Genomic DNA, 26,210 nt, shown 5'->3' on the forward strand with positions numbered 1-26,210 from the left:
TTTATTCATCTTTGACTAACCTTTACTTCAATAATCACTTCTCTACTTATGTTCAATACACGCAAGTTATCCACCATCAGCGCTCTGATCTTAGCTTTACTCTCTAGTAATGTGATGGCCCAAAATGCCGCTATCGTCAATGGCAAGTCTATTCCAAAATCTCAACTTGATAAGTTGGTGCAAAAGTCGAATCAACCAGATAACCCGCAAGTGCGTGATCAAGCAAGAGAGATGCTAGTGACCCGCGAACTTATTCTTCAAGAGGCGAGCAATCGGGGTGTTACACAAAAAGAATCTGTCAGAGATCAGCTCGAGCAGGCCAAGATGGGCGTCCTCATCGCTGCCGTTTTCGAAGATTACGTTGAAAAAGAAGGTGTTGCAGAAGCTGAACTGAAATCTGCTTATGAGCAGGTAAAAGGACAGTATGCTGGCAAGGAATATCACGTAGAACATATCTTGGTTGAAAAAGAGGCGGATGCAAAAGCGATAACCGCCCAATTGAAGGCGGGTGGTAATTTCGCTCAAATAGCAAAAGAAAAGTCTAAGGATCCAGGGTCAGCTCCAAATGGTGGTGACTTAGGCTGGGTCAGTGAAAAAGCGTTGGTGCCAGAGTTTTCAAAAGCAATGGCTCAACTTAAAAAAGGTCAAATTACCGATAAGCCAGTAAAGACTCAGTATGGCTGGCACATTATCAAAGTTGATGATGTTCGTGATGTTCAGGCTCCCAGTATGGAAGAAATTAAAGATCAGCTAAAACAGATGATCACTGCTGACCAGAATTGGCAAAAAGCTAAGTTTTCTGAGCTAATGCAAAAGCTACGCGCTAAGGCAAAAATACAATAAAGCCTAAAGAATGGTAATTTAAACCGGCTCAAAAAACCCAGCCCACACCTCTGGGTTTTTTGTTAACTGACAAAAAACCGGGTTTAGCTTTATATTGAAAATATGATGATTCTCCACACAATGCTCCGGGTAGGCAACCTTAATCGCTCAATCGACTTTTACACCAAAATATTAGGGATGAATTTACTCAGAACTACCGATCGCCCAGAGCAACAGTACTCACTAGCCTTTATAGGGTTTGGAAAAGGCAATATTGATGGCCAATCCGAGCTAGAGTTGACTTACAACTATGGCGTTGAATCTTATGAGCTAGGTACTGCCTATGGTCATATTGCCATAAGCGTTCCTAATGCATACGCTGCTTGCGAAAAGATCAGGGCCTCTGGTGGTAATGTAACGAGAGAGGCTGGGCCTGTGATGGGTGGCGATACTGTTATTGCGTTTGTGGTGGATCCCGATGGCTACAAGATTGAATTAATTGAGCATAAATAGTACGTACATCGTTTGAACTTAGAAACATATAAACCTCGTATTGCTAACAGTCTTGCAGATGTTTCTTCTTTACAGTGGAATTGCTTGCTTGGAGAAGATTCCGGCCCATTTTTAAAGTATGCATTTCTTCGGGCTCTTGAGAGTTGCGGGTGCGTGGGTGAGGATACCGGTTGGCAAGTTGCCCATATCTTAATTGAAGACAAAGAGTCTCGATTAATAGCAGCTATGCCACTCTACCTAAAGAGCCATTCTTACGGTGAATTTGTATTTGACTGGGCATGGGCTGAAGCCTATGCTCAACACGGTTTGAACTACTACCCAAAAGCGCTGTGCGCCATTCCATTTACCCCAGTTCGAGGTACTAGACTTCTTGTTGGAAAAGGATGTGAAGGCGGACAATTACAAAAAATGCTGATTGAAACACTCAAGACCTTGGTGATTCAAAATCAATTTTCTTCGGCACATATGCTTTTTCCTGATCCAAGTGAGTTACCGAAGATCCAAGAGCAAGGATTCATGCTGCGTGACTCTGTTCAGTTTCACTGGCATAACGCCCAATATAAAAATTTTGAGGAATTTTTATCCCACCTAACCATGAAGCGACGTAAGAATATCCGTCGCGAGCGTGCTCAAGTTGGAGGTATGGGCATTGTGTATCGCCATATCCCGGGAGCAGAAAGCACAACCCATGACTGGGAATTTTTTTATCGCTGTTACGAAAATACATATTTAGAGCATCGCTCAAAACCCTATCTCAACCTACAGTTTTTTCAAGCTTTAGCACTCAGCATGCCTGAGAATTTGCATCTTATTACCGCTATTCGTGACGAAATGCCTATTGCAGCATCTCTACTGATTATTGATAAAGAAGCATCCAAAGCGTACGGTAGATACTGGGGTGCACTGGAGCACATTCCCTGCCTTCATTTTGAAGTAGCCTACTACCAAGCGATCGAGTTCTGTATTGATCAGGACATACAGACTTTCGAGGGAGGCGCTCAAGGTGAGCATAAGATGGCTAGGGGATTTATTCCGAGCACAATTCAATCAGCGCATTGGTTAGCGGACCCTCAATTCTCTCTGGCGGTTCAGCGATTTTTAGAAAGAGAGCAGCAAGGCATTGCTGCCTATGTAAATGAGCTTGAAGAGCATCATCCCTTGAAATCGACTAAAGTACTGCTATGAATTCAAATCAAAGTCCAAACTCCAGCCTAGATAGCGCTAATTCACTAGGCGTTGGCGATGATTCGTCTGACACCCCTTGTATAGGAGTATGTACAACGCTTTATGATGAAATTTGCCAAGGCTGCGGACGTACGCTTGCTGAAGTCAGCAATTGGGTATTCTTAAGCCAGGAAGACAAGGATGTGGTCTGGAAACGCATTCGTACAGAAGGTACTGCAATGCGATTCCAGCGACAGGCAAAGAACCAGCCTTAACCAGCCAAGGCTTGGCTTCTGAGATACTCTTCATAAGTACCAGAGTAATCAGCAATAGTGCCGTCCATCTTTACTTCTAAAATTCGGTTAGCTAGAGCAGAAACAAACTCACGATCGTGAGAAACAAAAACTAAAGTACCCTCATACTTTTCTAAGGCAATTTGTAAGCTCTCAATAGATTCCATATCCATATGATTGGTTGGCTCATCCATGGCAAGCACATTGTGTTTTTGAAGCATGAGCTTACCCCAGATCATGCGTCCCTTCTCTCCGCCTGAAAGAATCTTGACGGACTTACTGATGTCGTCTCCAGAAAACAATAAGCGACCTAAAGTTCCGCGGATCACTTGATCATCATCGCCAGTATTGCGCCACTCATTCATCCAGTCCATCAGAATTTCTTCTTTTGCGAATAGTTCGGTGTTATCTTGCGGCATGACTCCGACGTTGGCATTCTCAGCCCACTTTACATCTCCGCTGTCAGCAGGAATACCGCTAAAGCGCTTACTTAAAATAGTCTTTAAAAGAGTGGTTTTACCAGCGCCGTTTTGGCCGATGATAGCCACCTTCTCACCAGCACGAATGGCAATCTTAAAGTTCTTAAAAATAGGACGGTCGTAAGCCTTGCTCAGGGCGTTGCATTCAACGGCCATATTGTGAAGCTTCTTCTCTGAGTCAAAGCGAATAAACGGATTCTGACGAGAGGATGGCTTAATCTCCGTAATCTCTATCTTCTCTAGTTGTTTTTGACGTGAAGTAGCTTGGCGCGCTTTAGAAGCGTTCGCAGAAAACCGACTTACAAATGCCTGTAATTCAGCAATCTTTTCTTTGGCCTTGACATTGGTACTCAACTGCTGCGCACGTGCCTGAACAGAGGCAAGCATGTAAGAATCATAATTACCAGGGTAGACTTTTAAAGTTCCAAAGTCCATATCAGCCATATGCGTACAAACTTCGTTTAAGAAGTGGCGATCATGGGAAATGATCACGATCGTACTTTTGATCTGATTGAGAATGTCTTCAAGCCAATGAATGGAGTGAATGTCTAAGTTATTGGTTGGCTCATCGAGTAACAACACATCTGGATCTGAAAATAGCGCTTGAGCTAATAGAACGCGCAGCTTCCAGCCGGGTGCAACGTTAGCCATCAGGCCGTCGTGCTGCTCAATCGGAATGCCAATGCCCAATAGCAACTCACCCGCTTTAGCTTCGGCCGTATAACCACCGTATTCTGCATACTTCCCCTCAAGTTCAGCAGCCTTCATGTAGTCTTCGTCACTCGCGTCTGGATTTGCGTAAATAGCATCTCGCTCAGCTGCAGCTTTCCACATCTCCTCATGACCCATCATGACAACATCTAGAACTCGCTGATCTTCATAAGCGAATTGATCTTGGCGCAACTTACCCAAACGAATTCCGGGATCCAGACTAATGTTGCCACTACTGGGCTCTAACTCACCGCCGAGGATTTTCATAAAAGTAGACTTGCCGCAACCGTTTGCACCGATCAAACCATAACGATTGCCACCGCCAAATTTAACGGAAATGTTCTCAAACAGGGGTTTTGCCCCAAATTGCATAGTGATGTTGGATGCGGATAGCACGGCTGGATCTTACTTTCTAATAATGGAATACATATGCGGATGCGGATCTTGCATCGAAGTCCAACATTTTAACGGGTTCAGGGGCTAAATGTTGTAATTTGGCTAATTGTGACCCCCAAATCGTGATGGACGTCAAAAATAGCCACTAAAACCAAAAATATAAGCGATAAAAATCGAAGGAATTGAAGGCCAGAATTATTTAGAGGAAAAAAGGATAATGTACACATCGATAGGTTAATTTACAGACTCTATTAGCCACAGAAATAACCCCGTACTAAGGAATATATGATGAGTAAAGCAAGTTTTAATTGGGCTGATCCCCTACTTCTAGATACCCAGTTAACCGAAGAGGAGCGCATGATTCGTGACGCTGCAGCTGAATATGCTCAAGGTCGTCTCATGCCCCGGATTCATGATGCTTTTCGTAATGAAACTACTGACCCCGCTATTTTTCGCGAAATGGGCGAACTTGGTCTCTTAGGCATCACCATTCCCGAAGAGTACGGTGGAGCTAATTTGAGCTATGTCTCATACGGCTTGATTGCCCGAGAAATTGAGCGAGTTGATTCAGGATATCGCTCCATGATGAGTGTGCAATCCTCTCTTGTCATGGTGCCCATCAATGAATTTGGCAGCAAAGCGCAAAAAGAAAAATATCTGCCCAAATTAGCCACCGGTGAATCGATTGGGTGTTTTGGGCTAACCGAGCCAAACTATGGCTCTGATGCTGGCGGAATGATAACCAGGGCCAAGAAGGTTCCCGGTGGATTCTCTTTAACGGGATCTAAGATGTGGATCTCCAATTCACCAATTGCCGATGTGTTTGTGGTTTGGGCTAAAAACGATGAGGGCCTGATTAGAGGCTATATCTTGGAAAAGGGCATGAAGGGTCTGTCCGCTCCAAAAATCAGCGGAAAAATGGGTTTACGCGCTTCTATTACCGGTGAAATCGTAATGGATGAAGTCTTTGTTCCCGATGAAAATGAGTTCCCTGAAATTACTGGCCTTAAAGGGCCCTTTACCTGCTTAAATTCAGCTCGCTATGGAATTGCCTGGGGGACGCTAGGTGCCGCCGAGTGGTGCTGGTATGCCGCGCGCCAATACACTATGGACCGCAAGCAATTTGGTAGGCCATTAGCAGCTAATCAGCTAATTCAAAAAAAGCTTGCTGATATGCAAACAGAAATTGCCCTAGGGCTGCAAGGATGCCTGCGTCTTGGGCGTATGAAAGATGAAGGCATTGCCTCACCAGAAATTACCTCGATCATGAAGCGTAACTCTTGCGGTAAATCTTTAGATATTGCCCGACTGGCCAGAGATATGCATGGCGGTAACGGTATCTCTGATGAGTACGGAGTAATACGTCATATGCTAAACCTTGAAGTCGTCAACACCTACGAGGGGACTCACGATATTCATGCGCTGATCTTAGGTAGAGCTCAAACCGGTATACAGGCATTTAGTTAAATCGTAAGCTGAGCGATGATGTGCTTTGCTGCTTTGGCAAACGCTTCATCGCTATCATTTTCCAGAGATACAAAATTCTCCTCCCGATAGTTCGGGAAGTTGCGCACGATTGAGGATTGGTATGAGGGGTCGTAATGTGCCACCAACAATTCTTGCACTAATTGACTAAACTTGCCTTGATCAATTGCATCATGCCATTGATCAATTTTTAGCTTTCCGTAGCGTGATGTAAGTAAAGAAAGTTTTTGCTTAAAGCTCTCTGGATTGGATACAAAATGATGGTACTCACGCAATAACCATGACACTCTGGTTTCAGTATTGGATCGTAGCTCGATACACTTACCGGCGCGAATGGTTTCCATTAAAGCATCGGGAATATGTAAGCCGCCCACCTTTTTACTCTCGGACTCCACAAAAACTACTTGGGATGGATCAAGAGAATTCAGCGCATTCCATAACAGCGTTTCAAACCCCTTTTGAGAAGGCTGGTCAATGTCAGGCTCATTGCCAAGAACAGAGCCGCGATGAATTGCTAAGCCCTCAAGATCTAAAATCTGAGCTCCCTGCCCCTGTAAATCCTGTAGAACCCGGGTCTTACCACTACCAGTCATGCCACAAATGACCTGAAAAGAAAAATCTTTTGCGGCACGCTCTAACCCGGCAATAACTATTTTTCTAAAGCCTTGATAGCCATCTTCTAATTGCATCGCTTTCCAACCAATACGATTCAAAATATGGGTAAAGGCTCCGCTACGTTCGCCACCACGCCAGCAATAAATTAATGGACGCCATTCTCTAGGTAGCTCAAGTAAAGATTCTTCTAAATGACGTGCAATATTTTTGGAAACTAATGCTGCGCCTAATTTTTTAGCAGCAAAAGGCGAAACCTGTTTATACAAAGTTCCGATCTGAATACGCTCATTATTATTGAGCACTGGAAAGTTCACTGCACCAGGAATATGATCAAGCGCAAATTCTGCCGGTGAACGAACATCGATAATGGCATCAAACTGCTTAAGACTGCTTGAAAGCTCATCAATGCCCAGTTTGTGCGGATTGCTAGGTTGCAAGCATTGCCCTATCAATAAACCAATTCACTAGCGAACTTGTAAAGCCATCTGATACAGGTTAGAAGAGCGTGCACCAGATCGACAAAAAGCTAAGATAGGACTAGGCATGGTTTTCAATAATCGCGCCATTTCAGCAACTTGCTCAGGTGTAAAAGCGCCGGGAATAACAGGCAAGAATGCGTAATGCAATCCTAGGCTTTCGGCTTGTGCCTGTATAGAGTCATTGGTAGGCTGATTAGGGCCAGCCTCAAAATCAGGGCGATTATTGATCACGCTTTTATAGCCTTGATTCGCAATCTCTGCCAAATGGCTTGGATCAATTTGACCCAGGGTAGAAAAATAATCACTGTGACAAGCAATAGGAAGACTCATCTAAAACCTCAAAATTTGATATACGAAAGAACAATAACAACCATTCTAAATCACGCGCTTAAGCGATGGCCAGTAAAGAAGCGATTGCATATGGCCATACCGGCAAGCATTGCGACAACAAAAACCAGCGCTTTGATTTGACCGCTTCCAATAGCAACGATTGCAGGTCCTGGGCAAAAGCCTGCAATACCCCACCCCACTCCAAAAATGAGACTGCCAATAATTAGTGGTTTTGAGATATCGCGCCTAGTCGGCACATGAAACTGACCGCCGAAGAAGGCTTCCTTTTTTATGGAGGCCACATAAAAACCCCCAAGACCAACCAGTACTGCACCGCCCATTACAAATAGGAGCGAGGGATCCCAGTTGCCTGCGAGGTCTAAAAAATTCAAAATCTTTGCTGGATTACTCATGCCGGATATCAATAAACCGAGTCCAAATAGAACGCCAATTAAGTACTGACTATAAAAAGTAAAGTGTTTTCTCATTTTTTATAACCCTAGTAGATGACGGATAATAAAAACCGTAGTAAAGCCAGCTAACATAAATGTCACTGTAGCTATTAATGAGCGCGGCGAGAGACGTGATATTCCACAGATACCATGGCCGCTCGTACAGCCAGATCCATACTGAGCACCAAACCCAACCAGCAATCCTGCTAGTAAAAGAGCAGCCCATCCCGCATCGATCTCTTGCGTGGCATGTAAATTAAACAACAGCGCACCCCAAAACGGAGCACTCAGAATACCCGCTACCAAAGTAAATCTCCAGGCCCAGTCATCCGCCTTTTGAGAAAGCAAACCAGACACAATTCCGCTAATACCCAAAACTCGGCCATGTAAAAGCACATAAAGAATGGCAGCAAACCCCAATAAGATCCCCCCAAAAAAGGATGGGCCCGGCGTAAAAGCCAACCAATCAATTTGCATGATGAACTCCTAGGGAAGGTAGCACTATAAAGATAAAAGCTTGCTTAAGTACAAGGATTGGGCGCAAGGCGAACCTGCAAATAACGCAAAGCCAAGTATGCCCCGAAGATAAAACCAGGTAAGGCTAAAAAAGATCCGAGTGCTAAGGTAGAAATTCCACTCAAGCCCTGACCAACTGTACAACCCAATGCCGTAATTCCACCAAAGCCCATCAACGCAGCGCCTACCAGGTGATTGGCAGTATCTTCTGCGTCACGAAAACTTTCCCACCGAAATGATTTGGTTGTTAAGGCAATCAATGCCGAACCCGAAATCATTCCAAGGACAGCAGTAATTCCCATCGTTAGAACCTTGGAGGTATCGCTGTACAACATCAGTAAATCCAAAGAGTAGGCATAAGGCGCAACAAAAGAAAGGCTTTCCATGCGACCAGAATTGGTTGCTAAAAATACCTCTTCAAGAGTGTTGGGATCCTCAGCAACAAAGCCTAGGTTTCCTGAAATCCACCACACAGCACAAATAGCTAAACCAACTAATGTACCTGCAAGAATATTTTCAACTGTCCAAAATACCTTATTCGCTAATGCATAGGCAACAAAAGCAAATCCGATGATTAAGCCCAACACCAAATGTAAATCAAGGCGTGCAAAACCAGTAAAGGCGCTCAATATACTGGGAAGATCCTGGGGCGTACTAAGGGCAATAAATACAGAGTCAAGGGTGTTAACGCGCAGTACACCTAAAAACCCACGCATAGTCATATAAGCGGTAAGTCCAAGCACTAAAAAGACAATAATGGACTTTAAGTTACCGCCACCAATACGTACCAATGTTTTACTGCCACAACCGGAGGCTAGAACCATCCCGAACCCAAATAAGGTGCTACCGACGATAGTTGAAAGCCATAAAAACTTACTATTGGTGTAAATGCTTTTAAGTGGGTCAATTAGGCCCAAAAAAGACATCAGGGTAAAGCCAATTATTGCAACTCCAATGGCCAGAAACCATTGTCTGAGACGACTCCAGCTAGACATAATGTATATGTCTGAAACAGCACCCATGCTACAAAATCCAGTTTTTTGCATCACTGCACCAAGCAAAAAGGTAACCGCAAAAGTTGCTAATAAAACAGTTTTGCTAATTGAAGAGATATCTACGGCATCCATATGAAATTCTAAGAAATTAAGGTTTAAATTTATAAAACTGCTTGTTAAGAAAGGCAGCAACATCCGCCTCATCTTCAGGGAATAAATCGAGACGAAGCTCGGTATTGCACAATCCCACCATCGCTTTTAATTGGGCGCTATTTTTAACCTTACCATCACTGCGGGTGTAGATCATGTCGCCGTTTCCAAAGCCCACCTTTTTGGCGTGGCAGGCATAGCATTTTTGTTGATCAATCAGTTTGCCATTCGCAATATCAGGCGAAGCTATCACCAGCGTGCTGTGGAGCCCGCAAAATATCAGTGAAACAAATGAACGAAATAAAGAAATAGCCATTAAAAAACAAGGATTTGAAAGTAATACCCTTATTTTAAGGTCTAAATAGCAAAAATACCTTATTCCGCCTGAATTGAAAGATAAACGTTGAAGGCGTTCATCCGATTGGCGGCCCTAAATAAGGGCATTCCATCATATTCTGACCAATCAGCCTGTAGGTAGGCCGCTTCAAACGGGTCGAGATTGACGGCTGCATTTGTCATAACCTCACGTAAATACTTCAAGTAATTTCTAGTGAAAGTAATATCTGCTGGTGGATTGGTGGAGTAGGCACCATGCCCTGGGATAACAATGCTGGGATCAGACTGATTAATCTGATCTAAAGCAGCCAACCACCCCCGACTATCGGCATTTCCTACAAACGGGATGCGTCCTCGAAAGACTAAATCTCCGGCAAACAAGACCTTTTCTGATGGAATATTAACAATTAAATCTTCAGGAGCATGGGCAGGCCCCACTCTACTGATTAAAAAATCGGTGCCGCCGATGGTCAACTTCATTGTTTGATCGATCCAAATATCTGCAGGAGTCAACCTAGTGCTGGCATTCACCCAGGGAGCAAAATCAACTCTAGATGCGATTAATCGTTGCTTGGCGGTCTCAGAGGAGAGGTAGCTTCTACCCTCTGCTTGGGCGTATATTTTTGCCCCAATTTTTTTAAATTCTTGTAATCCATATACATGATCTGCGTGGTAATGCGTGACGATTACTGCCACGATTTTTTGGGGGGTTATCTTTTTAATTTCACCGATTAATTTAAGCGCTAGGGTTGGCGAGCCCAAAGCATCGATCACCACCACCCCCTTGGGCGTCACGACAAAGCCGGCGTTAGAAATAAAGTTTTGGTTTTTACTACTGCCTAGCTCTGCAAAACCTTGCACAAAATAAGTATGCGGCGCTACTTGAACAGGCTTTAGGTTAATTGTATTGATTGACGGGTTTTCTTGCGCAATTGCAGGGGCAAAAAAAAGGATCCCCGCAATAAAAAAACCACAAGCTTGAAGGAGTGGCATGAGGGTCTATGGCTTGATATAGGCGAAGTGATCTTTGTATTGCAGGTCAGCGATACGAACCACACCAGATGGAGTGAAATCTGCATCAAGTACAAATTGATCTTTTTTCAAATTGCGATTTTTTAAAGTAATTTCGCATACTTCAAAACGAACCCCACGGGATTTCAAGGCAGAAACTAAAGGGGCATATTCCACATTATTTTTCTTATCCTTAGCGCCGTCCATTAAAAGGTCGACACCATTTGCATGTGTGACCACAATAATCGTCGTGGTAGGAGCGGTATCTAAATGATTGCGGACATTACGGAGGCCCTTTAATCCCTGTGACTCAGCATCATCTATGTGATACACCACTTTAGTGGTGCCACTAGTCTGAGCGAATACAGCAGTGCCCAATCCAAAAGTTAATGCGATCGCTAGCAATGATCTTAAAAGAATTTTCATAGTTAATGCCTTTATTAATGTTTACAGAGAAACCATGCCCGGGTTATTACGAATACCTTTGATAGTGGGCTCGTTTAATTTAACGGCCTTAACTACTTTTATATCACGTAAGTGACGCTCCATCACATCCCAAATAGCTTCACCACCAGCATTTTTAGCTTCTTCACTTACTGGGGCCCAACCCGCAACTTTATAGGTTTTGGATGGCTCTATGTCTTTACCATTGAGTCGCATATCAGATATCCGCTTACCGGCAGTTTGATTGGGGTCGATCGTGTATTGCATGCCACCAACACGAACCATATCACCGCCCTGCTGATAATAAGGATCCGGATTAAAGAGGTTATCCGCAACATCCTCTAAGATAGTCTTGATGGTTTCCCCACTCATATTGGTAACAGTTGTATACGGGTAAGTAATCGCAGTTTGATCTAATAAATTCTCACGAGTAATAGCTTGCCCTGGTAACAAGCTTGTTCCCCAACGGAAACCTGGTGAGAAGGCAATCTCTGCATTCTTTTGAGCCATCAGGCCATCCAAGATGAGCTGATCAAAACTCCCGTTAAAATTTCCACGGCGATACAACAAACTATCGGTTGTCGCTAACTTTTCATTTAGCTTGGCCTCGTAAGGCGCCCTTATTTTTGTAATGAGCTGATTCATTACGGGATCAGCAGGGATCAAATTAGAAAAGATGGGAAATAATTTGTAGCGGAAGTCGACTGGCTTGCCACCCTTGACATCGAAATCAAGAACACCTAAGAACTTACTATTCGAGCCCGCATTTGTAACAAGCGTGACGCCATTGGCATTTTTTACTTTAACGGGAATAGGCACTCCATCATGTGTATGCCCACCCATAATTGCATCTAGCCCTGTAACCCGTGATGCCATTTTAAGATCGACATCCATACCATTGTGAGAAAGAAGAACAACTACTTTAGCTCCCTTTGCCTTTACTTCATTAATGGTTTTTTGCATGTTCTCTTCTTGGATACCATAGGTCCAATCAGGCGTAAAGTAGCGCGGGTTTGCAATCGGTGTATACGGGAAGGCCTGACCAATAATAGCTACCTGAATCCCATTTTGGACTTTCATGACATAGGGATTAAACACGGTGTCTCCAAAATCAGCCGTCTTAATATTTTGCGCAATAAAAGAGACCTTGCCCTTAAAGTCACCATCCACAATTTCCATGACCCGCTTCTCGCCTAAAGTCATTTCCCAGTGGGCTGTCATCACATCAACACCCATAGCTAAAGCAGCATCAACCATATCCTGGCCATTGGTCCAAAGTGCAGTACCAGAGCCCTGCCAGGTATCTCCACCATCAAGCAGCAGCGCTCCTGGACGACTCGCTTTCATTTGCTTAATCAAAGTGGTCATATGGGCAAAGCCTCCCATCTTTCCATAATTTTGAGATGCAGCTACATAATCAAGATAGGTGAATGCGTGAGCATCACGCGTACCCGGAGCAATACCATTCGCTTTCAGAAAATATTGCCCAACTAGGTGCGGCGTCTTTCCCTCTTGTGACGCGATGCCAATATTGACATTCGGCTCACGAAAGTAGATGGGCAGCAGCTGTGCATGACAATCGGTGAAATGTAAAAAGTGGACATTACCGAACTTTGGCAAATCATAAAAATTTTTAGCCTTACTTTGCGCGTTTGCAAAATTAGACTGTAGACTCATGCCACCAGCCGAGGCTATAGCAAGGGCCTGTAAAAATTCTCGGCGATTAAGAGACATAGTAGTTTCCTTGTTAAAACAGGCCTTTCGGCCTGTTTTTTTGATGTTGATTGATGTTTATTGATTTACTGGAGAAGCTGGGTCAAGAAGTAAAGCCATGACATCTTGCATCTGCTGCTCACTTAAGAGCTTGAAGTGACCAAAGCGCGGCATGTTACTGCAAGCGTTATAGGCCTTGGAATTATTGATCCGATTCCAGGTGTACGTCACGATCTCTTGCGAATAACCACGTAATTTTCCATAGCCTGTCAGAGATGGGCCAATATTTCCATAGGAAACTTCTTTAGGGTCAATTTGATGGCAGTTGTAACAACCTCCGCCAACAACAGTATCTGCCTTATCGGACCAAGTTGCGCCGCGACCGCTTTGAGCAGTTGCCTCTCCTTTTTTCCAGTCACCAATATATTTTCCATCAGCAGGTTGCTTGATAGTTGACATATTGATCTTCTGAATTTTTTCACGCATTGCTGCGCCTTGCTTGCTATTAGCAAAAACAGGGTCCGAACAAAATTTTTGTGTTTCATCCTGCACAATTCGGTCAAGACCAGCAATACCATCAGCCCTAAAGCTATCCTGCATCAGCTTATTAAACTTAGGATCATTTTTTTGTTGCGCTAGAGCAGTAGTGTTAATCAAGCCAGAGAGCAAGATAAAACCGGTGACGGCTAAGATTTTCTTCATATAGGGCATTCTCATAATCTTTATCAACTCTCTCTTAACGCTTAAGTCCAGGTGTCTCGACAGTTCCACCATTCGCATTCTTCGCCATGTACATAGACAAAGCTAAGGTGACATCAGACCCATAGATTGGAAATGGGAAACGCTGTTGACGGAAGCAATCATTCAGACGCTGCTGCATCGTCCAGAATTGTCCGCTCGAAACGCGGTAGGCAGGCCAATAACCCCAACCCAAAGCGGCTCCTTTTTGCTCGGTAATATTGGGAAGATCTTGAAGTCGAATGCGTTTCCCGGTTTCAGCATGACAAGAGGCGCAGGAAAAATCCATTGGACCCCCTTGATAAAAGAAAGCACGCTTACCAAGGTCATACATTTCTTTTTCTTTAGGATGTGCAGTGCTCACTTTAATTTTGTCGCCTTTGGACAAAGTCACTACGTAAGCAACAATGGCCTCCATATCTTTTTTAGGGCCCTTCTGGAAAGGAGCGTCAATCATCTCCTGTGGATCACGGCCCTGAATCACCTGCATACAGGTCATCAGACGAGATTCTAAGTCTTGTACTTTATTAGTATCCTTAAAATAACGTGGCAACTGGGCAGCAGCACCTTTAACCACACCAGCACCCAAGCCTAAATCACACTTTTCAAGCGTTGCATTTTTGGGTCCAGCTGGCTTCTTCCACAATTCTTCGCCAGCCGCCTCATATAACTCTGAAGGGTTGCCATCTGCAATCATCTCGCGATATTTTGCAATATCGTCCGTAGCACTTTTTTGCGCCCAGCCAGAACTCGCCGTTAATAATAAAGCTGCAAGCAAACAAGATGCTGGCACTAATGTGAATTTACGTTGCATGAGCAACCCTTTCAAAACAATTAAGAAGCAGTTGCTTCATCCGTGCGCTTATCGCCCTTGCTATCAACCCAATTGACAACAATCTTGTCGCCTTTTGCACCCTTGTACTTAAAGTTCAAAAATGGATCTTTGGAAACGGCTGGACCAAACTGGCCACCAAATACATTCTTACCATTGGCGGATACAGTGACAGTGCTAATAAACCATGCTGGAATGGTTTTACCAGAAGCATCTTTGCGTTGCCCCGACTCCATGTCGTGCTTCATTAAAATTTTTACATCAACAGTGCCACCATTTTCTGCAGCTCTTACGCGCATTGGATCAGCCATTTGGTTCCTCTTTTACTCTAAATAAATTAATTGAATGATTGGCAACTGAGATGGCGTTAGCCACCGCAACCACCAAGCGTTACCTTGACTTCTTTAACAGCCATATTCCATTTGCCATCAGCCTTGACTAAGGCATAGACGTTAGAAGTCTGACCCATCTTCATACGTGTAGTCACGAATGCGTCTGTTCCGGCGGGAATAAAAAACTGAGCAGCTAAAGCACTTGGATTCTTCTCAACCAGAATAGCCATTTGCTCTGCTTTTAAGGTGGTGTTAATGCCCACAGGTACAACAGCACCATTCTCGGCAATGTCAGGCGCTACCAAAGTAACCGCAGCGGATTTATCTGCACCAGATGCGCCCAAGATTTTAAAAACATCATCTAAGCTCTTGCCTTCAAAAGCCGCTTTATTCCACTCTTGCGCTTGGGCTAAGCTAATGAGGCCGGTTGAGGCCATCAGACCAAATACTGCTGAATACTTCATTAGACTACGACGCTGCTGATTCATAAAAACTCCTTTAATGATCTTGATCTACAACTACATAAAATCTATTTTGCACCAAAACAGCGTGCAATATTGACAAACCGACTACTTATTTACCCCCAGATAGTATCCAAGACACTAAGGCCTTGCGATCATCATCTGATAATTGGGGATAAGCAGGCATTGGAATGACACCCCAAATACCTGCTCCACCCATTTTGACTTTTGTCACGAGCTTTTCTTGAGCGCCATTTTGACCTTCATACTTTTTTGCCACTTCCGAGATGGAAGGGCCAACTAATTTGGAGTTTAAAGCATGGCAGGCAGAGCAATTTTCACTTTTGAATAGCGCAGACGGGCCTTTAGGTGCGACTGAGCTAGCCTGGGCGGCAGAAACGATCGCTAGACCACTCGAGCTGGGTAAAGCGCTGATAGGTGGCTTAGTAGTGTCTGCGCCTCGATAAGGCCCATAAGTACGATTTTGGTCTGCGATATTGCCATGGGCATCTCTAGCAAAACTAGGTAAGGTCGAACCAATCTGCACAAAAGGTACGCAATTGTGCATACAGTTACTACCATTGACATCTGGTTTTCCAGTAGCGGTCCACATTCCGTGCTTTGTTGTCATACCATTTCGGTTTGGCATTTTTACATCAGCAATATTAGCGTTGCTCAACACGAAGTCATCAGGAACGATTTCCCCAAGACTCAGAATAAATGCGACTAACGCATAAGTATCATCAGGTGAGAGGGATCTTGGCGCATTCCACGGCATTGCACGATAGATGTAATCCCATAAGGTAGAAACCGTAGATACCTTCATCAAAGTCGTTCTCTGTGGCTGCTTCATGTCATTTAGAGAGGCAACACGACCATTCTTGATATCTTCTTTGCTTGTACCGCCAACGATGGGGGTAAAGATTTCATTAGACTCACCAAAGGTGCCGTGACAATTAGCGCATTTAGCCTCCCAAATTACCTGTCCTTTTTCTGCGGAGCCGTAGCCTTTAGGTAAACCCTTAAAGTCGGGACGGACATCAATATCCCAGGCAGCCACTTCGGCGGGCGTAGCCACTCTTCCAATGCCAGTAAATTTAGCACTGTCTGGCTGGGCAAAGCTCCATTGAGAATGCACTAAAAGGAGTGCTACAAACCCTAGACGGGTTTTTAATTTAGCCAACTTGAACATTGCTAACCTCACCATTAGTATCTAATTTCCAGGACTGGATTGCATTGTTGTGATAGATGGATCGAGTGCCACGAACATTACGCAAAGTCTTGATAGATGGCTGAATGTACCCAGTGTCGTCTACCGCCCTGGATTGTAAGATGGCAGGTGACCCATCCCACACCCAGTCGATATTAAATCGGGTAATGGACTTTGTGAGAATAGGCGTCTCCAGGCGAGCTGTGTGCCAATTATTGCCTCCATCAAATGAAACATCTACACGTTTGACTTTGCCGCGACCAGACCAGGCCATGCCACTGACATTATAAAAACCTTTGTCTAGCAATTGCTGGCCACCGGATGGCGTTGTAATAACAGATTTGCATTCCTGAACAGAAGTAAATTGACGATGCTCTCCATTAGGCATCAAGTCAATATAGTGAACAGCTTCATCTTTGGAATTCCATGGCATATCACCAACTTCTAGACGACGCAGCCATTTCACCCAACTAACGCCCTGAACACCGGGCACCACTAAGCGCAGTGGAAAGCCATTTTCTGGGCGTAACATTTCGCCATTCATGGCCCAAGCAACAATCGTGTCATTTAATGCGCTATCTAGATTGATGGTGCGAGTCATGCCTGACCCATCGCCACCCTCGGCCAATAGGAACTTCCCTTTCTTCAAATCTGCGCCACATTCTTGCAGGAGGACGGATAGAGGTACGCCGGTAAATTCGCAACAAGAAAGCATGCCATGGGTGTACTGGACAGTGGGCACAGCTACGTTGCCCCACTCCAACCCCGTGTTTGCGCCGCACTCAATGAAGTGCGTACGCGATACTGAGGGTAGCCGCATTAAATCATTCATCGTAAAAACACGTGGATTTTTTACCAGACCATTCACCATTAAACGATGGGTCTCAGGGTTCAAGTTATACCAACCCTGATGATGACGCTCAAAATGCAAACCATTGGGAGTAATCGTTCCAAACAGTCCTTGTAATGGGGTGAAAGCTACCGATGCGGCAGATACTCGAGTTAGGCCCGGGGACTCACGTCGAATGAGGTTTGCCTCATAGATTGATGGAATCCCATAAGGCATGGTTGCTACATTTTTTCCCAATGTAGTTTGCCACTCCTGTTTCTCTAAAATTGCAGGATCGCCCTCACCAGAAGCAACGGCAAACGGCGCAGCAAGACCGGCTGAGGTACCAGCTAAGGCAGACATAAAACCCTTGCGCAGAAATCCACGACGATTTTCATCAAGGCCAGCCGAATTAATCTCAGCAATCAAACTCTGCGGTACAAAATGCTCCGGAGCTTTTACTAATCGCGCGCGATGAGTAGGCTTTTCCACCAGGTGAATATCTTGCTTGCTAATTTCGAATTGTTTTTTGGTCATTGGATTTTTATAAATTGAGTAGCTACAGCGCAACTAGTGCAAACTCTCAGCAATTTTTGCGCAAATTGTTTGACACATCTCTAAGGTCGCACTGTCCTGAATTGAGTAAAAAACAGTAACACCCTCTTTTCGCCTAGATAAAATTCCTGCTTGATGCAAGGCTGCTAAATGGCGAGAGACATTTGCCTGACTTGTGCCACAGAGTTCAAGCACTTGCGATACTGATTTTTCTCCGCTACAGACGGCGTACATAATACGTAAGCGTGATGGCTCAGAAAGTACTGAAAAGTACTCAGCAACCCTCGTGAAGATAATCTCCATTACCTCTGGCGAGAGATCTTTCGTGGCTTTTTGAACTTTTGACTTTAGGCTCATTAAGAGTGATTATATGTATGTATGTGTATGTGTGTATTTATGTATATTAGACGCCTTGTCTGGAAATAGTTCTATAGTGGCAAACCCTAAAGCCAATACAATCCAAAATGATGGACATCCAAGCAATCCTCCTTTCTCTGAAGCTATCTTTTTGGACCGTAGCAATCATGCTGCCCCTTGGGATTTGGGTCGCACACCGCCTAGTCAGAATGCAAACAGGCAGGATTTGGATTGAGGCTGCCCTTGCTTTGCCATTAGTCCTCCCCCCAACCGTACTTGGTTACTATTTTTTAGTTAGCTTTAGTAACCAAACTGTATTTGGCGTACCAATGGTTTTTTCCTTTACAGGTATCTTGATAGCCTCCCTGCTGGTGAACATCCCCTTCGCCATACAGCCAATCCAGCGGGCTTTTGAAGCGATCAACCCAGAAATTCGTGAGGCAGCGCAGGTGAGCGGTTTAAGTGAATGGCAAATCTTTTACTTAATAGAGCTACCACTCTCTTGGAGGGGGATCACCAATGCAGCCGTCCTTACCTTTGCCCATACTTTAGGCGAATTCGGGGTGATCTTAATGGTTGGCGGCGCCATACCTGGGGAAACAAAAACAGCCTCTATTGCCATCTATGACCGAGTTCAGAGTTTTGACACTACCGGCGCGGGAGTGTTAGCCCTCCTGCTGTTAAGCATCTCTTTAATTGCTATTGCAATATCGTATGGTGTTCTTGGGCGAAGTCAGCCTCACCGTAATGGAATGAGGTAATGCTCAAAGTCAAAATTAATCAAACTGCACCGGTCTTCATGCAAATCACTTTAGAGTGTGCGCCAGGAGAAGTGCATGCACTTGTGGGGCCTTCTGGGAGTGGTAAAACCACCATCTTAAGAACAATCGCAGGACTGAATCAGGCAGCGACTGGAAGCATTGAATGTAATGATCAAATTTGGTTAAGTACCGATCGTTCGGGCCGAGTTAAAAGTTCGCTTGCCGCCAAGGATCGCTGTTGTGGATTTCTGTTTCAACAATATGCCCTCTTTCCACACTTATCTGCATTAGATAACGTCATCATCGCCCTGCAAAATATCGAGTTGACGTCCGAGAGACGCAAGCAGCTTGCTGCTCAATGGTTAGAGCGTATGGGCATTGGGCAGCTTTCTAAACGCATGCCCCACCAACTATCTGGCGGACAACAGCAACGAGTAGGCTTAGCTAGGGCATTAGCAAGAAAACCATCCATTCTTTTACTAGACGAACCCTTCTCCGCCATAGATACACCAACACGCTTAGGCTTATATAAGACGCTGGCTGAGATACGTATCGATTTAAATGTTCCTATGCTGTTGGTGACCCATGATTTGCGAGAGGCCGATTTATTAGCCGATCGAATTACCGTGATTGATCAGGGCATCAGCTTACAAACCGCTGCGCCAAAAACATTATTTTCTAAACCAAGAAACTCTCGTGTTGCAGAACTAGTCGGTATCAGCAATATATTTCAAGGAAAATTTAACTCAGGTGAATTGTCCTGGGATGGATGCAATCAATTATTTTCTGTTGTGGATAAAGGAAAGATCCCTCCGCATTCACAAGTTGCCTGGGTTATCCCCCAAAGTGCTCTAAGCCTACATCGTGAATCTTCGAAGACTGGCGTCACTGCTATCGTTGAAGAAATTAGCAGCCTTGGGCAAATCGCGGTCATTCAATTGCGTATAGAAAATAGTGAAATCCGAATTACCTGGGAAGCGTCAACTGCCGAAATAAAACGTCTTGACATGAAGGTAGATGGCCTTATGCAGATTGAAATGGATGCAAATCAAATTCACATCATGCCGCTGCGCCCCATTAATGACCCGCGCCGCTTTCAGGAATCGGTTTAGGCGCTATATCTTTTTGGCTACTAAGCCCAGTAAGGCAGATAGCCCGCTGTGTCTGGCACCTTCCGAAAGTGATTTTTCATAACAACATAAATCCAGAATTTCAAAATCACTCGCAAGTTCACGAATCATCTCTTCGGTATATAGGTGCTCAATTAAAGAAGGGCCCCCAGTTTTGTATTCTAATTGCTTAGGCGTATAGCCTTGGAGTATAAAAATACCACCTGGTTTTAGCGCTTGAAAAACCTGTTTGAAAATACGTGCGCGCATTTCTGGATCGGCAAACTGTATAAAGATAGCCGCAACCGCATCATAGTCATTCTTAACCCAATCAAAACTATCGGTATCGCACAAGCTGTACTGAACAACGACTTTGCTTTCCAGCGCAAATTGCTTTGCTTTAGCCAGGGCAATATCTGAAACATCAAACCCAGTAACGTGCATACCCTGCTTAGCGAGCCACACACCATTACGCCCCTCACCATCAGAGATGCATAGAATTTTCTGGCCAGCTATCAGATGCGCATGATATTGCTGAACTAAATACTCATTCGGATCACGACCAAAAATAAACTCTGGTTTATCAAACCGAGAATTCCAAAAATCAGTAGCATCAGAAAAGCCCATTAATGTACTACTTCAAGCCAGCAACAAGGTCATTCTTTAGATCCACAATATTCTCAAGTCCTACGGCAATTCTGACCAGACCATCGGTAATGCCAGCAGCTTTACGTGCTTCTGGACTCACCCTGCAATGAGTGGTGGTAGCTGGGTGCGTAATAGTGGTTCTCGTATCCCCTAAATTAGCCGTAATGGAACACAACTTCGTTTGATTAATTAATTTGAATGCAGCTTTTTTGCCGCCCTTCATAGTGAAAGATAAAATCGCCCCGCCCGCTTTCTGCTGGCGCTTGGCAAGAGCATATTGGGGGTGTGACTTTAATCCAGGATGATAGACACGCTTAACACCGGGCTGCTTTTCTAGCCACTGCGCTATAGCTAGCGCATTTTGGCTTTGCTGCTTCATACGTAAATCAAGTGTCTCTAAGCCCTTTAGAAAAACCCACGCATTAAATGCGGATAAGGTAGGGCCAGCCGTTCTCACATACGGAAAAACTTTACCCATGACAAAGTCTTTGCTACCCACAATTGCTCCACCAACAACGCGCCCTTGCCCATCCAAGTATTTTGTAGCGGAATGAATCACAACATCCGCGCCTAATGCCAGAGGTTTTTGTAACGCAGGTGTACAAAAACAATTATCAACAGCAAATAGCGCATGTGCTTTTTTAGCGATCTTAGAGATCGCCTTAATATCTGCGATCTCCGTTAAAGGATTGGATGGTGTTTCTAAATAAAATAATTTGGTATTTTCTTGGACGGCACTTTGCCATGCCTTAGTGTCAGTAAGGTCGACATAGGTAGTGGTAATACCAAAGCGACCCATGATGTTGGTGAATAACTGAATAGTGGCCCCAAATACAGAGCGCGAACAAATCACGTGGTCACCAGACTGAAGATGAGCCATTGCCAACGTCAAAATAGCAGCCATGCCTGATGAGGTGGCTATACAGGCCTCACCCCCTTCTAATGCTGCTAGACGATCTTGAAACATACTTACAGTTGGATTGGTGAAACGGGAGTAAATAAAACCCTGATCTGCATGGGCAAATCCATCCGCTGCAAGCTCAGCGCTATCAAAGCAGAAACTGGACGTTAAGAACATCGCCTCTGAATGCTCTTGATATTCAGCGGTGCGACGGGTACCGGCACGAACTGCTAGGGTTTCTATTGCCAGCTTTGATAAATCAGGCTTTGCTCGGGTATTTTTGCTTTTCATACCCTTATTTTGACACCGAATTGAAGAATTGCCCCAGATGGGAATATCAGAGGCAATTTAAGCCCTGTTTTTAGTCTTCCGTAGCCAAATGCAAGTGCAGCTGCGAACGTGCAAAGTCGCTAGCGTCACGCTGACGATCGGCTTTTGCCTCCGAGGTATTTCTAGCGGCCTCTAAAGCATCCAAATATGAATCATTGATGTCACCAGTGACATAGTGACCATCGAAGCAGGATGCTTCAAAATGCTGAATATTTGGATTGATGTCCATCACGGCCTGCTTCATATCCTCGACGCTTTGATAGATCAATTGATCGGCACCAATCATTTTATTAATTTCTTCATCCGTTCGTCCGTAGGCCACCAGCTCACTCCGGGTTGGCATATCAATACCGTATACATTAGGAAACCGCACTGGAGGTGCAGCAGAGGCAAAAATCACTTTTTTAGCCCCTGATTCACGCGCCATCTGCACAATTTCAAACGAAGTTGTTCCACGAACAATAGAGTCATCTACGATTAATACCGTCTTATCTTTAAATTCAATGCGCATTGCGTTGAGCTTTTGGCGTACTGATTTTTTACGAACGGCTTGGCCTGGCATGATAAAGGTACGACCGATATAGCGATTCTTAAAGAATCCTTCGCGATAATCCACGCCCAAGCGTTTAGCGACTTGCATAGCAGCTGGGCGGCTAGAGTCAGGGATAGGCATGACTACATCAATTTCATCGACATTGGTTTCTTTACGAATTTTCTCCGCAAGGTAGTCTCCCATGCGCATCCGAACGTTATAAACAGTCACCCCATCAATAGTGGAGTCTGGACGGGCCATGTAGACGTATTCAAATATGCAAGGCGTGAGCACGGCATTCGGTACGCATTGACGCGCAGAGAAGTTACCATCAAGATCAATATAAATAGCTTCACCGGGATTGACGTCACGTACAAATGTAAAACCAAGCCCCTCAAGCGCCACAGACTCTGAGGCAATCATCCACTCTGGACCCTTGCCAGTGTCAATACGACCAATACACAAAGGCCGTATTCCATATGGATCCCGAAATGCCAATAAGCCGTAACCGGCAATTAAGGAAACAACAGCATAAGAACCCTTAACTCGCTTCGTTACTTGAGTCACCGCATTGAACATTGCACCCTCATCAAGCGCGGCACTATTCGTTTCTTTTTGTAGCTCATCAGCCAGTACATTTAACAGTACCTCAGTGTCTGAGCTCGTGTTAATATGCCGACGATCTCGATAGGCCATTTCAACACGCAGACTTGGGGCATTGGTGAGGTTGCCGTTATGCGCCAAAATAATGCCATAAGGCGCACTTACATAAAATGGTTGGGCTTCCTCCTCACTACTGGCAGAGCCGGCCGTGGGATAACGAACCTGCCCAATACCAGCGCTCCCGAGCAGACTGCGCATATTGCGTGTTCTAAAGACATCTCGCACTAAACCATTGGCCTTATGCATCGTAAAAGAATTGCCATTCATGGTGGCCATACCAGCCGCATCTTGGCCACGATGCTGCAAAAGCAACAAGGCGTCATAAATGAGTTGATTAACAGGGGAATGGGAAACAGTTCCGATAACGCCGCACATAAGCCTATATCCCTATTGTTAAAGAAGGTGTCAATGTTGGAATTACTTTGGGTACAGCATCGCCCAGTTGCTTCGCCCAATCAGCAGGCAGCCAACCTTTGATCAAGCCAGTTGCCATTTCAATTACAGGGCGAGTTAATGCTTTTTGCCAAGCAATTGTCTCAGGAATCGGTGTTAACGCCGCTAACGTAGCCGCCACCACTACGATTAAAGCGCCACGAACCAAACCAAAGATAAGGCCTAAGAAACGATCAGTCAGACTTAATCCTACCGACAGGATAATTTTCTGAATGACGCCACCGATAAGCCCACACAGCACCAAGGTCAAAATAAATAAAATGATGAAACCAACGCCCAAGCCAAGCAATTCATCCATATGAAAAGTCGATAGCCACTCGGTTGCTAGATAGTTGGCGTAGTGATAGGCGACCCATGCAGCAACAAACCAAGATGCAAGAGCCAAAACCTCTTTAAAAAGACCGCGAGAAATACCCACTAGCGCAGAAAACAACAGAACAACTAAGGTGAAGTAATCCACCGTAGTTAAATGCAAGGTGGAGATCATTTCCATTAAGGTGCGCCAACCTCAACAAGTCTCGGCGAGAGCCCCATCTCTTTTACTTTTTTCTCTGCAGCTTCAGCCACATCCTTATCTGAAAAAGGGCCGGCTCTTAAAACATATAATTTGATGCCATCGGCACCTGTTTTATTGAGTACGTAATTGGGGATATTCTGAGCTTTCATTTTGGTAGTCCAACCTTTTGCGCGCTCTTCTGATGCAAAGGCCCCAATCTGGATAACAAACTTACCTGTAGTAGAGGACTTTTTAATGGGTCCTTCGCTTTTTTCCTTTGAATTTGATGCAGGAACTACCTCTTCACCTGCAATCAGCCCTATTGAGCTAGATTTACTTTGTGCTTGAGCTGGCTTCGTTTCTGGTGAAAGCAGAGTAGTCCCCAGTTCTTTTGATGCCGACAATTGCATACCCTTGACAGGGGAATCTGGCAAAACTGGATTCACCGCATCCTCAGGCGCCGCAGTGATAGTAGGAAGACTGGTAACAATGTTTACGGCAATATCGTTACTATTTAACTTGGGCTTGTTATCTAAAATACGAGGAAGTGCAATGACCGCAACGAGCACTAATACCGCGGCACCGATCAAACGATGGCGAGCACGCTGACGCTCTGGATCCTCAGTAAATGCTAAAGCTTCATTTTCTTGAGCGTGCTGGAAACTGCGTGGAGCCATTCTTTTCGAAGAACGTCGACCGAGGTCTGAGGCTCTACTGAACTCCTCAGTCTCTGGGTTTCGCTTAAAAAAACTCGATAAACGAATCATGGGTCAATGGGCCTGGTTATTTCGGTAAGCCATTACGCCGGCTACTGTATAGAAAGATCCGAAGACTACGATTCTATCACCATCACCTGCATTTGAAAGGGCTTTTTGATACGCGGCAGCAGGGTTTGGGAGGCACTCAATACCCCCATCAGTTCCATTTTGAGCTAAAACGCCGATGCCTTGAAGTTTCTCGGCTAAAACTCCAGAGCTCGCCGCCCTGGCTGTGGGTAGATCAGTACAAAACCAGAAATCAATACTGCCTAGCAACGGTTTAATCACACCAGCAATATCTTTGTCGGCCATAGCCCCAAAAATAGCGTAGGTGTAGGGATGAAAGCCCATCTTATCTAAGCCCTGTCCTAACGTTGCGGCAGCATGTGGGTTGTGAGCTACGTCCAATACGATGGTTGGCTGGCCCGGCAAGACCTGAAAACGACCTGGTAGCTCAACAAGCGCAAAACCATTTCGAATATCTTGAGCGCTAACAGGTAGGCGCTGATGCAAAGCCATAAGTGCGGCTATCACAGCAGATGCATTCAGAATCTGATTTGCGCCCCGTAAAGCTGGATAACCCAATCCACTAAAGCGCTTTTCACGTCCTGCCCAGCCCCACTGCTGCTTATCACCTTGAAAGTTATAGTCCCTTCCCTGCAACCATAAATCACAGCCCAGCTTATCTGCATGGTGAATCAATGACTCAGGTGGCACGGGATCACCACAAACAACGATTTGACCTGAGCGAAAAATACCGGCCTTCTCAAGTCCAATTGCCTCTCTAGTTGACCCTAAAAAATCTGCGTGATCAATATCAATGCTAGTCACGATGGCACAGTCAGCATCCACAATATTGACAGCATCTAAGCGTCCGCCCATCCCGACCTCGAGGATGACTACATCGAGATTGGACTTTGCAAATAAGTGCATGATGGCCAAAGTCGTAAATTCAAAATACGTTAATGTGGGGGCATCAACCAAGCTCACTCGCGCTCTTTCAACCGCTGCAAAATGCTCAAGCAGAAGGACATCCTTTACATCGTCACCATTAAGGCGAGCGCGTTCATTAAAGACCAATAAATGTGGCGAAGTATGACAACCCACTCTATAACCAGAGCACAGAAGAATACTTTCCAGAAATGCACAGGTGGAGCCCTTACCATTAGTACCGGCAACGGTGATTACCGGACAACTAAAATCAAGCCCAAGAGCACTTTTGACCCGATTGATGCGATCAAGCCCCATGTCAATACCCACCGGGTGGGCAGTTTCCAGATGGCTAAGCCAAGCCTCTAAGCTAGAGAACAATAATGGGGCTTGGTGTGCGGTACTCAAGCG

General features: G+C 44.9%; 30 protein-coding genes. 7 read left to right on the forward strand and 23 right to left on the reverse strand.

What is annotated here, in order from left to right:
* The first annotated feature begins 48 nt into the window (after positions 1-48).
* From B0G85_RS00935 to B0G85_RS00950, 4 genes are all read left to right on the forward strand, one after another.
* Positions 49-843 (forward strand): peptidylprolyl isomerase, encoded by a 795-nt coding sequence (locus B0G85_RS00935; protein WP_100378569.1) that lies wholly within the window; start codon positions 49-51, stop codon positions 841-843.
* 102 nt (positions 844-945) lie between these two features.
* Positions 946-1,335 (forward strand): lactoylglutathione lyase, encoded by a 390-nt coding sequence (gloA, locus tag B0G85_RS00940; protein WP_100378570.1) that lies wholly within the window; start codon positions 946-948, stop codon positions 1,333-1,335.
* Positions 1,336-1,347: 12 nt separating this feature from the next.
* Positions 1,348-2,520: a GNAT family N-acetyltransferase gene (locus B0G85_RS00945; protein WP_100378571.1), complete on the forward strand. Its 1,173-nt coding sequence runs from the start codon at positions 1,348-1,350 to the stop codon at positions 2,518-2,520.
* Positions 2,517-2,774, forward strand: a complete 258-nt coding sequence (locus tag B0G85_RS00950) for a DUF1289 domain-containing protein (RefSeq protein ID WP_100378572.1) — start codon at positions 2,517-2,519, stop codon at positions 2,772-2,774. Before B0G85_RS00945 ends, B0G85_RS00950 begins: the two co-directional genes overlap by 4 nt.
* Here the strand turns inward: B0G85_RS00950 and B0G85_RS00955 are convergent.
* Complete coding sequence (locus B0G85_RS00955) at positions 2,771-4,378, reverse strand: ABC-F family ATPase (protein WP_100378573.1); 1,608 nt, start codon at positions 4,376-4,378, stop codon at positions 2,771-2,773. The genes B0G85_RS00950 and B0G85_RS00955 overlap by 4 nt on opposite strands.
* 288 nt (positions 4,379-4,666) lie before the next feature.
* Here B0G85_RS00955 and B0G85_RS00960 point away from each other — a divergent pair, with 288 nt between their 5' ends.
* Positions 4,667-5,845, forward strand: coding sequence for an acyl-CoA dehydrogenase (locus B0G85_RS00960; protein ID WP_232725880.1), 1,179 nt, complete (start codon positions 4,667-4,669; stop codon positions 5,843-5,845).
* On the opposite strand, the gene mnmH is transcribed toward B0G85_RS00960, so the two are convergent.
* The 16 genes from mnmH to B0G85_RS01040 all read right to left on the reverse strand — a co-directional run bounded on the left by mnmH (position 5,842) and on the right by B0G85_RS01040 (position 18,218).
* Positions 5,842-6,915, reverse strand: coding sequence for a tRNA 2-selenouridine(34) synthase MnmH (mnmH, locus tag B0G85_RS00965; protein ID WP_100378575.1), 1,074 nt, complete (start codon positions 6,913-6,915; stop codon positions 5,842-5,844). The genes B0G85_RS00960 and mnmH overlap by 4 nt on opposite strands.
* Before the next feature lie 27 nt (positions 6,916-6,942).
* Positions 6,943-7,287, reverse strand: coding sequence for a protein tyrosine phosphatase family protein (locus B0G85_RS00970; protein WP_100378576.1), 345 nt, complete (start codon positions 7,285-7,287; stop codon positions 6,943-6,945).
* A 50-nt stretch (positions 7,288-7,337) separates the two neighbouring features.
* Positions 7,338-7,775, reverse strand: coding sequence for a DUF6691 family protein (locus B0G85_RS00975; protein ID WP_198508665.1), 438 nt, complete (start codon positions 7,773-7,775; stop codon positions 7,338-7,340).
* Between the two features lie 3 nt (positions 7,776-7,778).
* Entirely contained in the window at positions 7,779-8,216 is a 438-nt protein-coding gene (locus B0G85_RS00980) for a YeeE/YedE family protein (RefSeq protein ID WP_100378577.1), read from the reverse strand.
* Between the two features lie 44 nt (positions 8,217-8,260).
* Positions 8,261-9,382, reverse strand: coding sequence for a YeeE/YedE family protein (locus B0G85_RS00985; RefSeq protein ID WP_100378578.1), 1,122 nt, complete (start codon positions 9,380-9,382; stop codon positions 8,261-8,263).
* Positions 9,383-9,398: 16 nt separating this feature from the next.
* A complete protein-coding gene (locus B0G85_RS00990) occupies positions 9,399-9,716 on the reverse strand; it encodes a hypothetical protein (protein ID WP_232725881.1) in 318 nt (105 codons plus the stop codon).
* A 59-nt stretch (positions 9,717-9,775) separates the two neighbouring features.
* Positions 9,776-10,729: an MBL fold metallo-hydrolase gene (locus B0G85_RS00995; RefSeq protein WP_100378579.1), complete on the reverse strand. Its 954-nt coding sequence runs from the start codon at positions 10,727-10,729 to the stop codon at positions 9,776-9,778.
* 6 nt (positions 10,730-10,735) lie between these two features.
* Positions 10,736-11,173 carry a DsrE family protein gene (locus B0G85_RS01000; protein ID WP_100378580.1) on the reverse strand — a complete coding sequence of 146 codons (438 nt, stop codon included), beginning with the start codon at positions 11,171-11,173 and terminating at the stop codon, positions 10,736-10,738.
* Positions 11,174-11,194: 21 nt separating this feature from the next.
* Positions 11,195-12,925 (reverse strand): thiosulfohydrolase SoxB, encoded by a 1,731-nt coding sequence (soxB, locus tag B0G85_RS01005; protein WP_100378581.1) that lies wholly within the window; start codon positions 12,923-12,925, stop codon positions 11,195-11,197.
* A 57-nt stretch (positions 12,926-12,982) separates the two neighbouring features.
* The gene (gene soxX, locus B0G85_RS01010; RefSeq protein WP_232725882.1) at positions 12,983-13,606 is read right to left on the reverse strand and encodes a sulfur oxidation c-type cytochrome SoxX; all 624 of its coding nucleotides are present in this window, start codon (positions 13,604-13,606) and stop codon (positions 12,983-12,985) included.
* 34 nt (positions 13,607-13,640) lie between these two features.
* Positions 13,641-14,456: a sulfur oxidation c-type cytochrome SoxA gene (soxA, locus tag B0G85_RS01015; protein ID WP_100378583.1), complete on the reverse strand. Its 816-nt coding sequence runs from the start codon at positions 14,454-14,456 to the stop codon at positions 13,641-13,643.
* Between the two features lie 20 nt (positions 14,457-14,476).
* Positions 14,477-14,785, reverse strand: coding sequence for a thiosulfate oxidation carrier complex protein SoxZ (gene soxZ, locus B0G85_RS01020; RefSeq protein WP_100378584.1), 309 nt, complete (start codon positions 14,783-14,785; stop codon positions 14,477-14,479).
* 56 nt (positions 14,786-14,841) lie between these two features.
* Entirely contained in the window at positions 14,842-15,294 is a 453-nt protein-coding gene (gene soxY / locus B0G85_RS01025) for a thiosulfate oxidation carrier protein SoxY (protein ID WP_100378585.1), read from the reverse strand.
* Between the two features lie 85 nt (positions 15,295-15,379).
* Positions 15,380-16,459 carry a c-type cytochrome gene (locus B0G85_RS01030; protein WP_100378586.1) on the reverse strand — a complete coding sequence of 360 codons (1,080 nt, stop codon included), beginning with the start codon at positions 16,457-16,459 and terminating at the stop codon, positions 15,380-15,382.
* Positions 16,443-17,798 (reverse strand): sulfite dehydrogenase, encoded by a 1,356-nt coding sequence (gene soxC / locus B0G85_RS01035; RefSeq protein WP_100379131.1) that lies wholly within the window; start codon positions 17,796-17,798, stop codon positions 16,443-16,445. Before soxC ends, B0G85_RS01030 begins: the two co-directional genes overlap by 17 nt.
* A gap of 78 nt (positions 17,799-17,876) precedes the next feature.
* Positions 17,877-18,218 carry an ArsR/SmtB family transcription factor gene (locus B0G85_RS01040; RefSeq protein WP_100378587.1) on the reverse strand — a complete coding sequence of 114 codons (342 nt, stop codon included), beginning with the start codon at positions 18,216-18,218 and terminating at the stop codon, positions 17,877-17,879.
* A 107-nt stretch (positions 18,219-18,325) separates the two neighbouring features.
* On the opposite strand from B0G85_RS01040, the gene modB reads away from it, so the two are divergent.
* Positions 18,326-18,979 (forward strand): molybdate ABC transporter permease subunit, encoded by a 654-nt coding sequence (modB, locus tag B0G85_RS01045; RefSeq protein WP_369405920.1) that lies wholly within the window; start codon positions 18,326-18,328, stop codon positions 18,977-18,979.
* The gene (locus tag B0G85_RS01050; RefSeq protein WP_100378589.1) at positions 18,979-20,091 is read left to right on the forward strand and encodes an ABC transporter ATP-binding protein; all 1,113 of its coding nucleotides are present in this window, start codon (positions 18,979-18,981) and stop codon (positions 20,089-20,091) included. The genes modB and B0G85_RS01050 overlap by 1 nt, the downstream gene beginning before the upstream one ends.
* Before the next feature lie 3 nt (positions 20,092-20,094).
* Here the strand turns inward: B0G85_RS01050 and B0G85_RS01055 are convergent, their stop codons facing one another.
* The 6 genes from B0G85_RS01055 to folC all read right to left on the reverse strand — a co-directional run bounded on the left by B0G85_RS01055 (position 20,095) and on the right by folC (position 26,207).
* Positions 20,095-20,715 (reverse strand): class I SAM-dependent methyltransferase, encoded by a 621-nt coding sequence (locus tag B0G85_RS01055; RefSeq protein WP_100378590.1) that lies wholly within the window; start codon positions 20,713-20,715, stop codon positions 20,095-20,097.
* A gap of 7 nt (positions 20,716-20,722) precedes the next feature.
* A complete protein-coding gene (locus tag B0G85_RS01060) occupies positions 20,723-21,928 on the reverse strand; it encodes an O-succinylhomoserine sulfhydrylase (RefSeq protein ID WP_100378591.1) in 1,206 nt (401 codons plus the stop codon).
* 70 nt (positions 21,929-21,998) lie between these two features.
* On the reverse strand, positions 21,999-23,537 hold the full coding sequence (purF, locus tag B0G85_RS01065) for an amidophosphoribosyltransferase (RefSeq protein WP_100378592.1): 1,539 nt from the start codon (positions 23,535-23,537) through the stop codon (positions 21,999-22,001).
* 4 nt (positions 23,538-23,541) lie between these two features.
* Positions 23,542-24,108 (reverse strand): CvpA family protein, encoded by a 567-nt coding sequence (locus B0G85_RS01070; RefSeq protein ID WP_100378593.1) that lies wholly within the window; start codon positions 24,106-24,108, stop codon positions 23,542-23,544.
* Complete coding sequence (locus B0G85_RS01075; RefSeq protein WP_100378594.1) at positions 24,108-24,878, reverse strand: SPOR domain-containing protein; 771 nt, start codon at positions 24,876-24,878, stop codon at positions 24,108-24,110. The genes B0G85_RS01070 and B0G85_RS01075 overlap by 1 nt, the downstream gene beginning before the upstream one ends.
* A gap of 3 nt (positions 24,879-24,881) precedes the next feature.
* On the reverse strand, positions 24,882-26,207 hold the full coding sequence (folC, locus tag B0G85_RS01080) for a bifunctional tetrahydrofolate synthase/dihydrofolate synthase (protein ID WP_100378595.1): 1,326 nt from the start codon (positions 26,205-26,207) through the stop codon (positions 24,882-24,884).
* Positions 26,208-26,210 lie beyond the last annotated feature (3 nt).

Origin of the sequence: Polynucleobacter brandtiae, from assembly GCF_002797575.1 — a bacterium.
Lineage (GTDB): Bacteria > Pseudomonadota > Gammaproteobacteria > Burkholderiales > Burkholderiaceae > Polynucleobacter > Polynucleobacter brandtiae.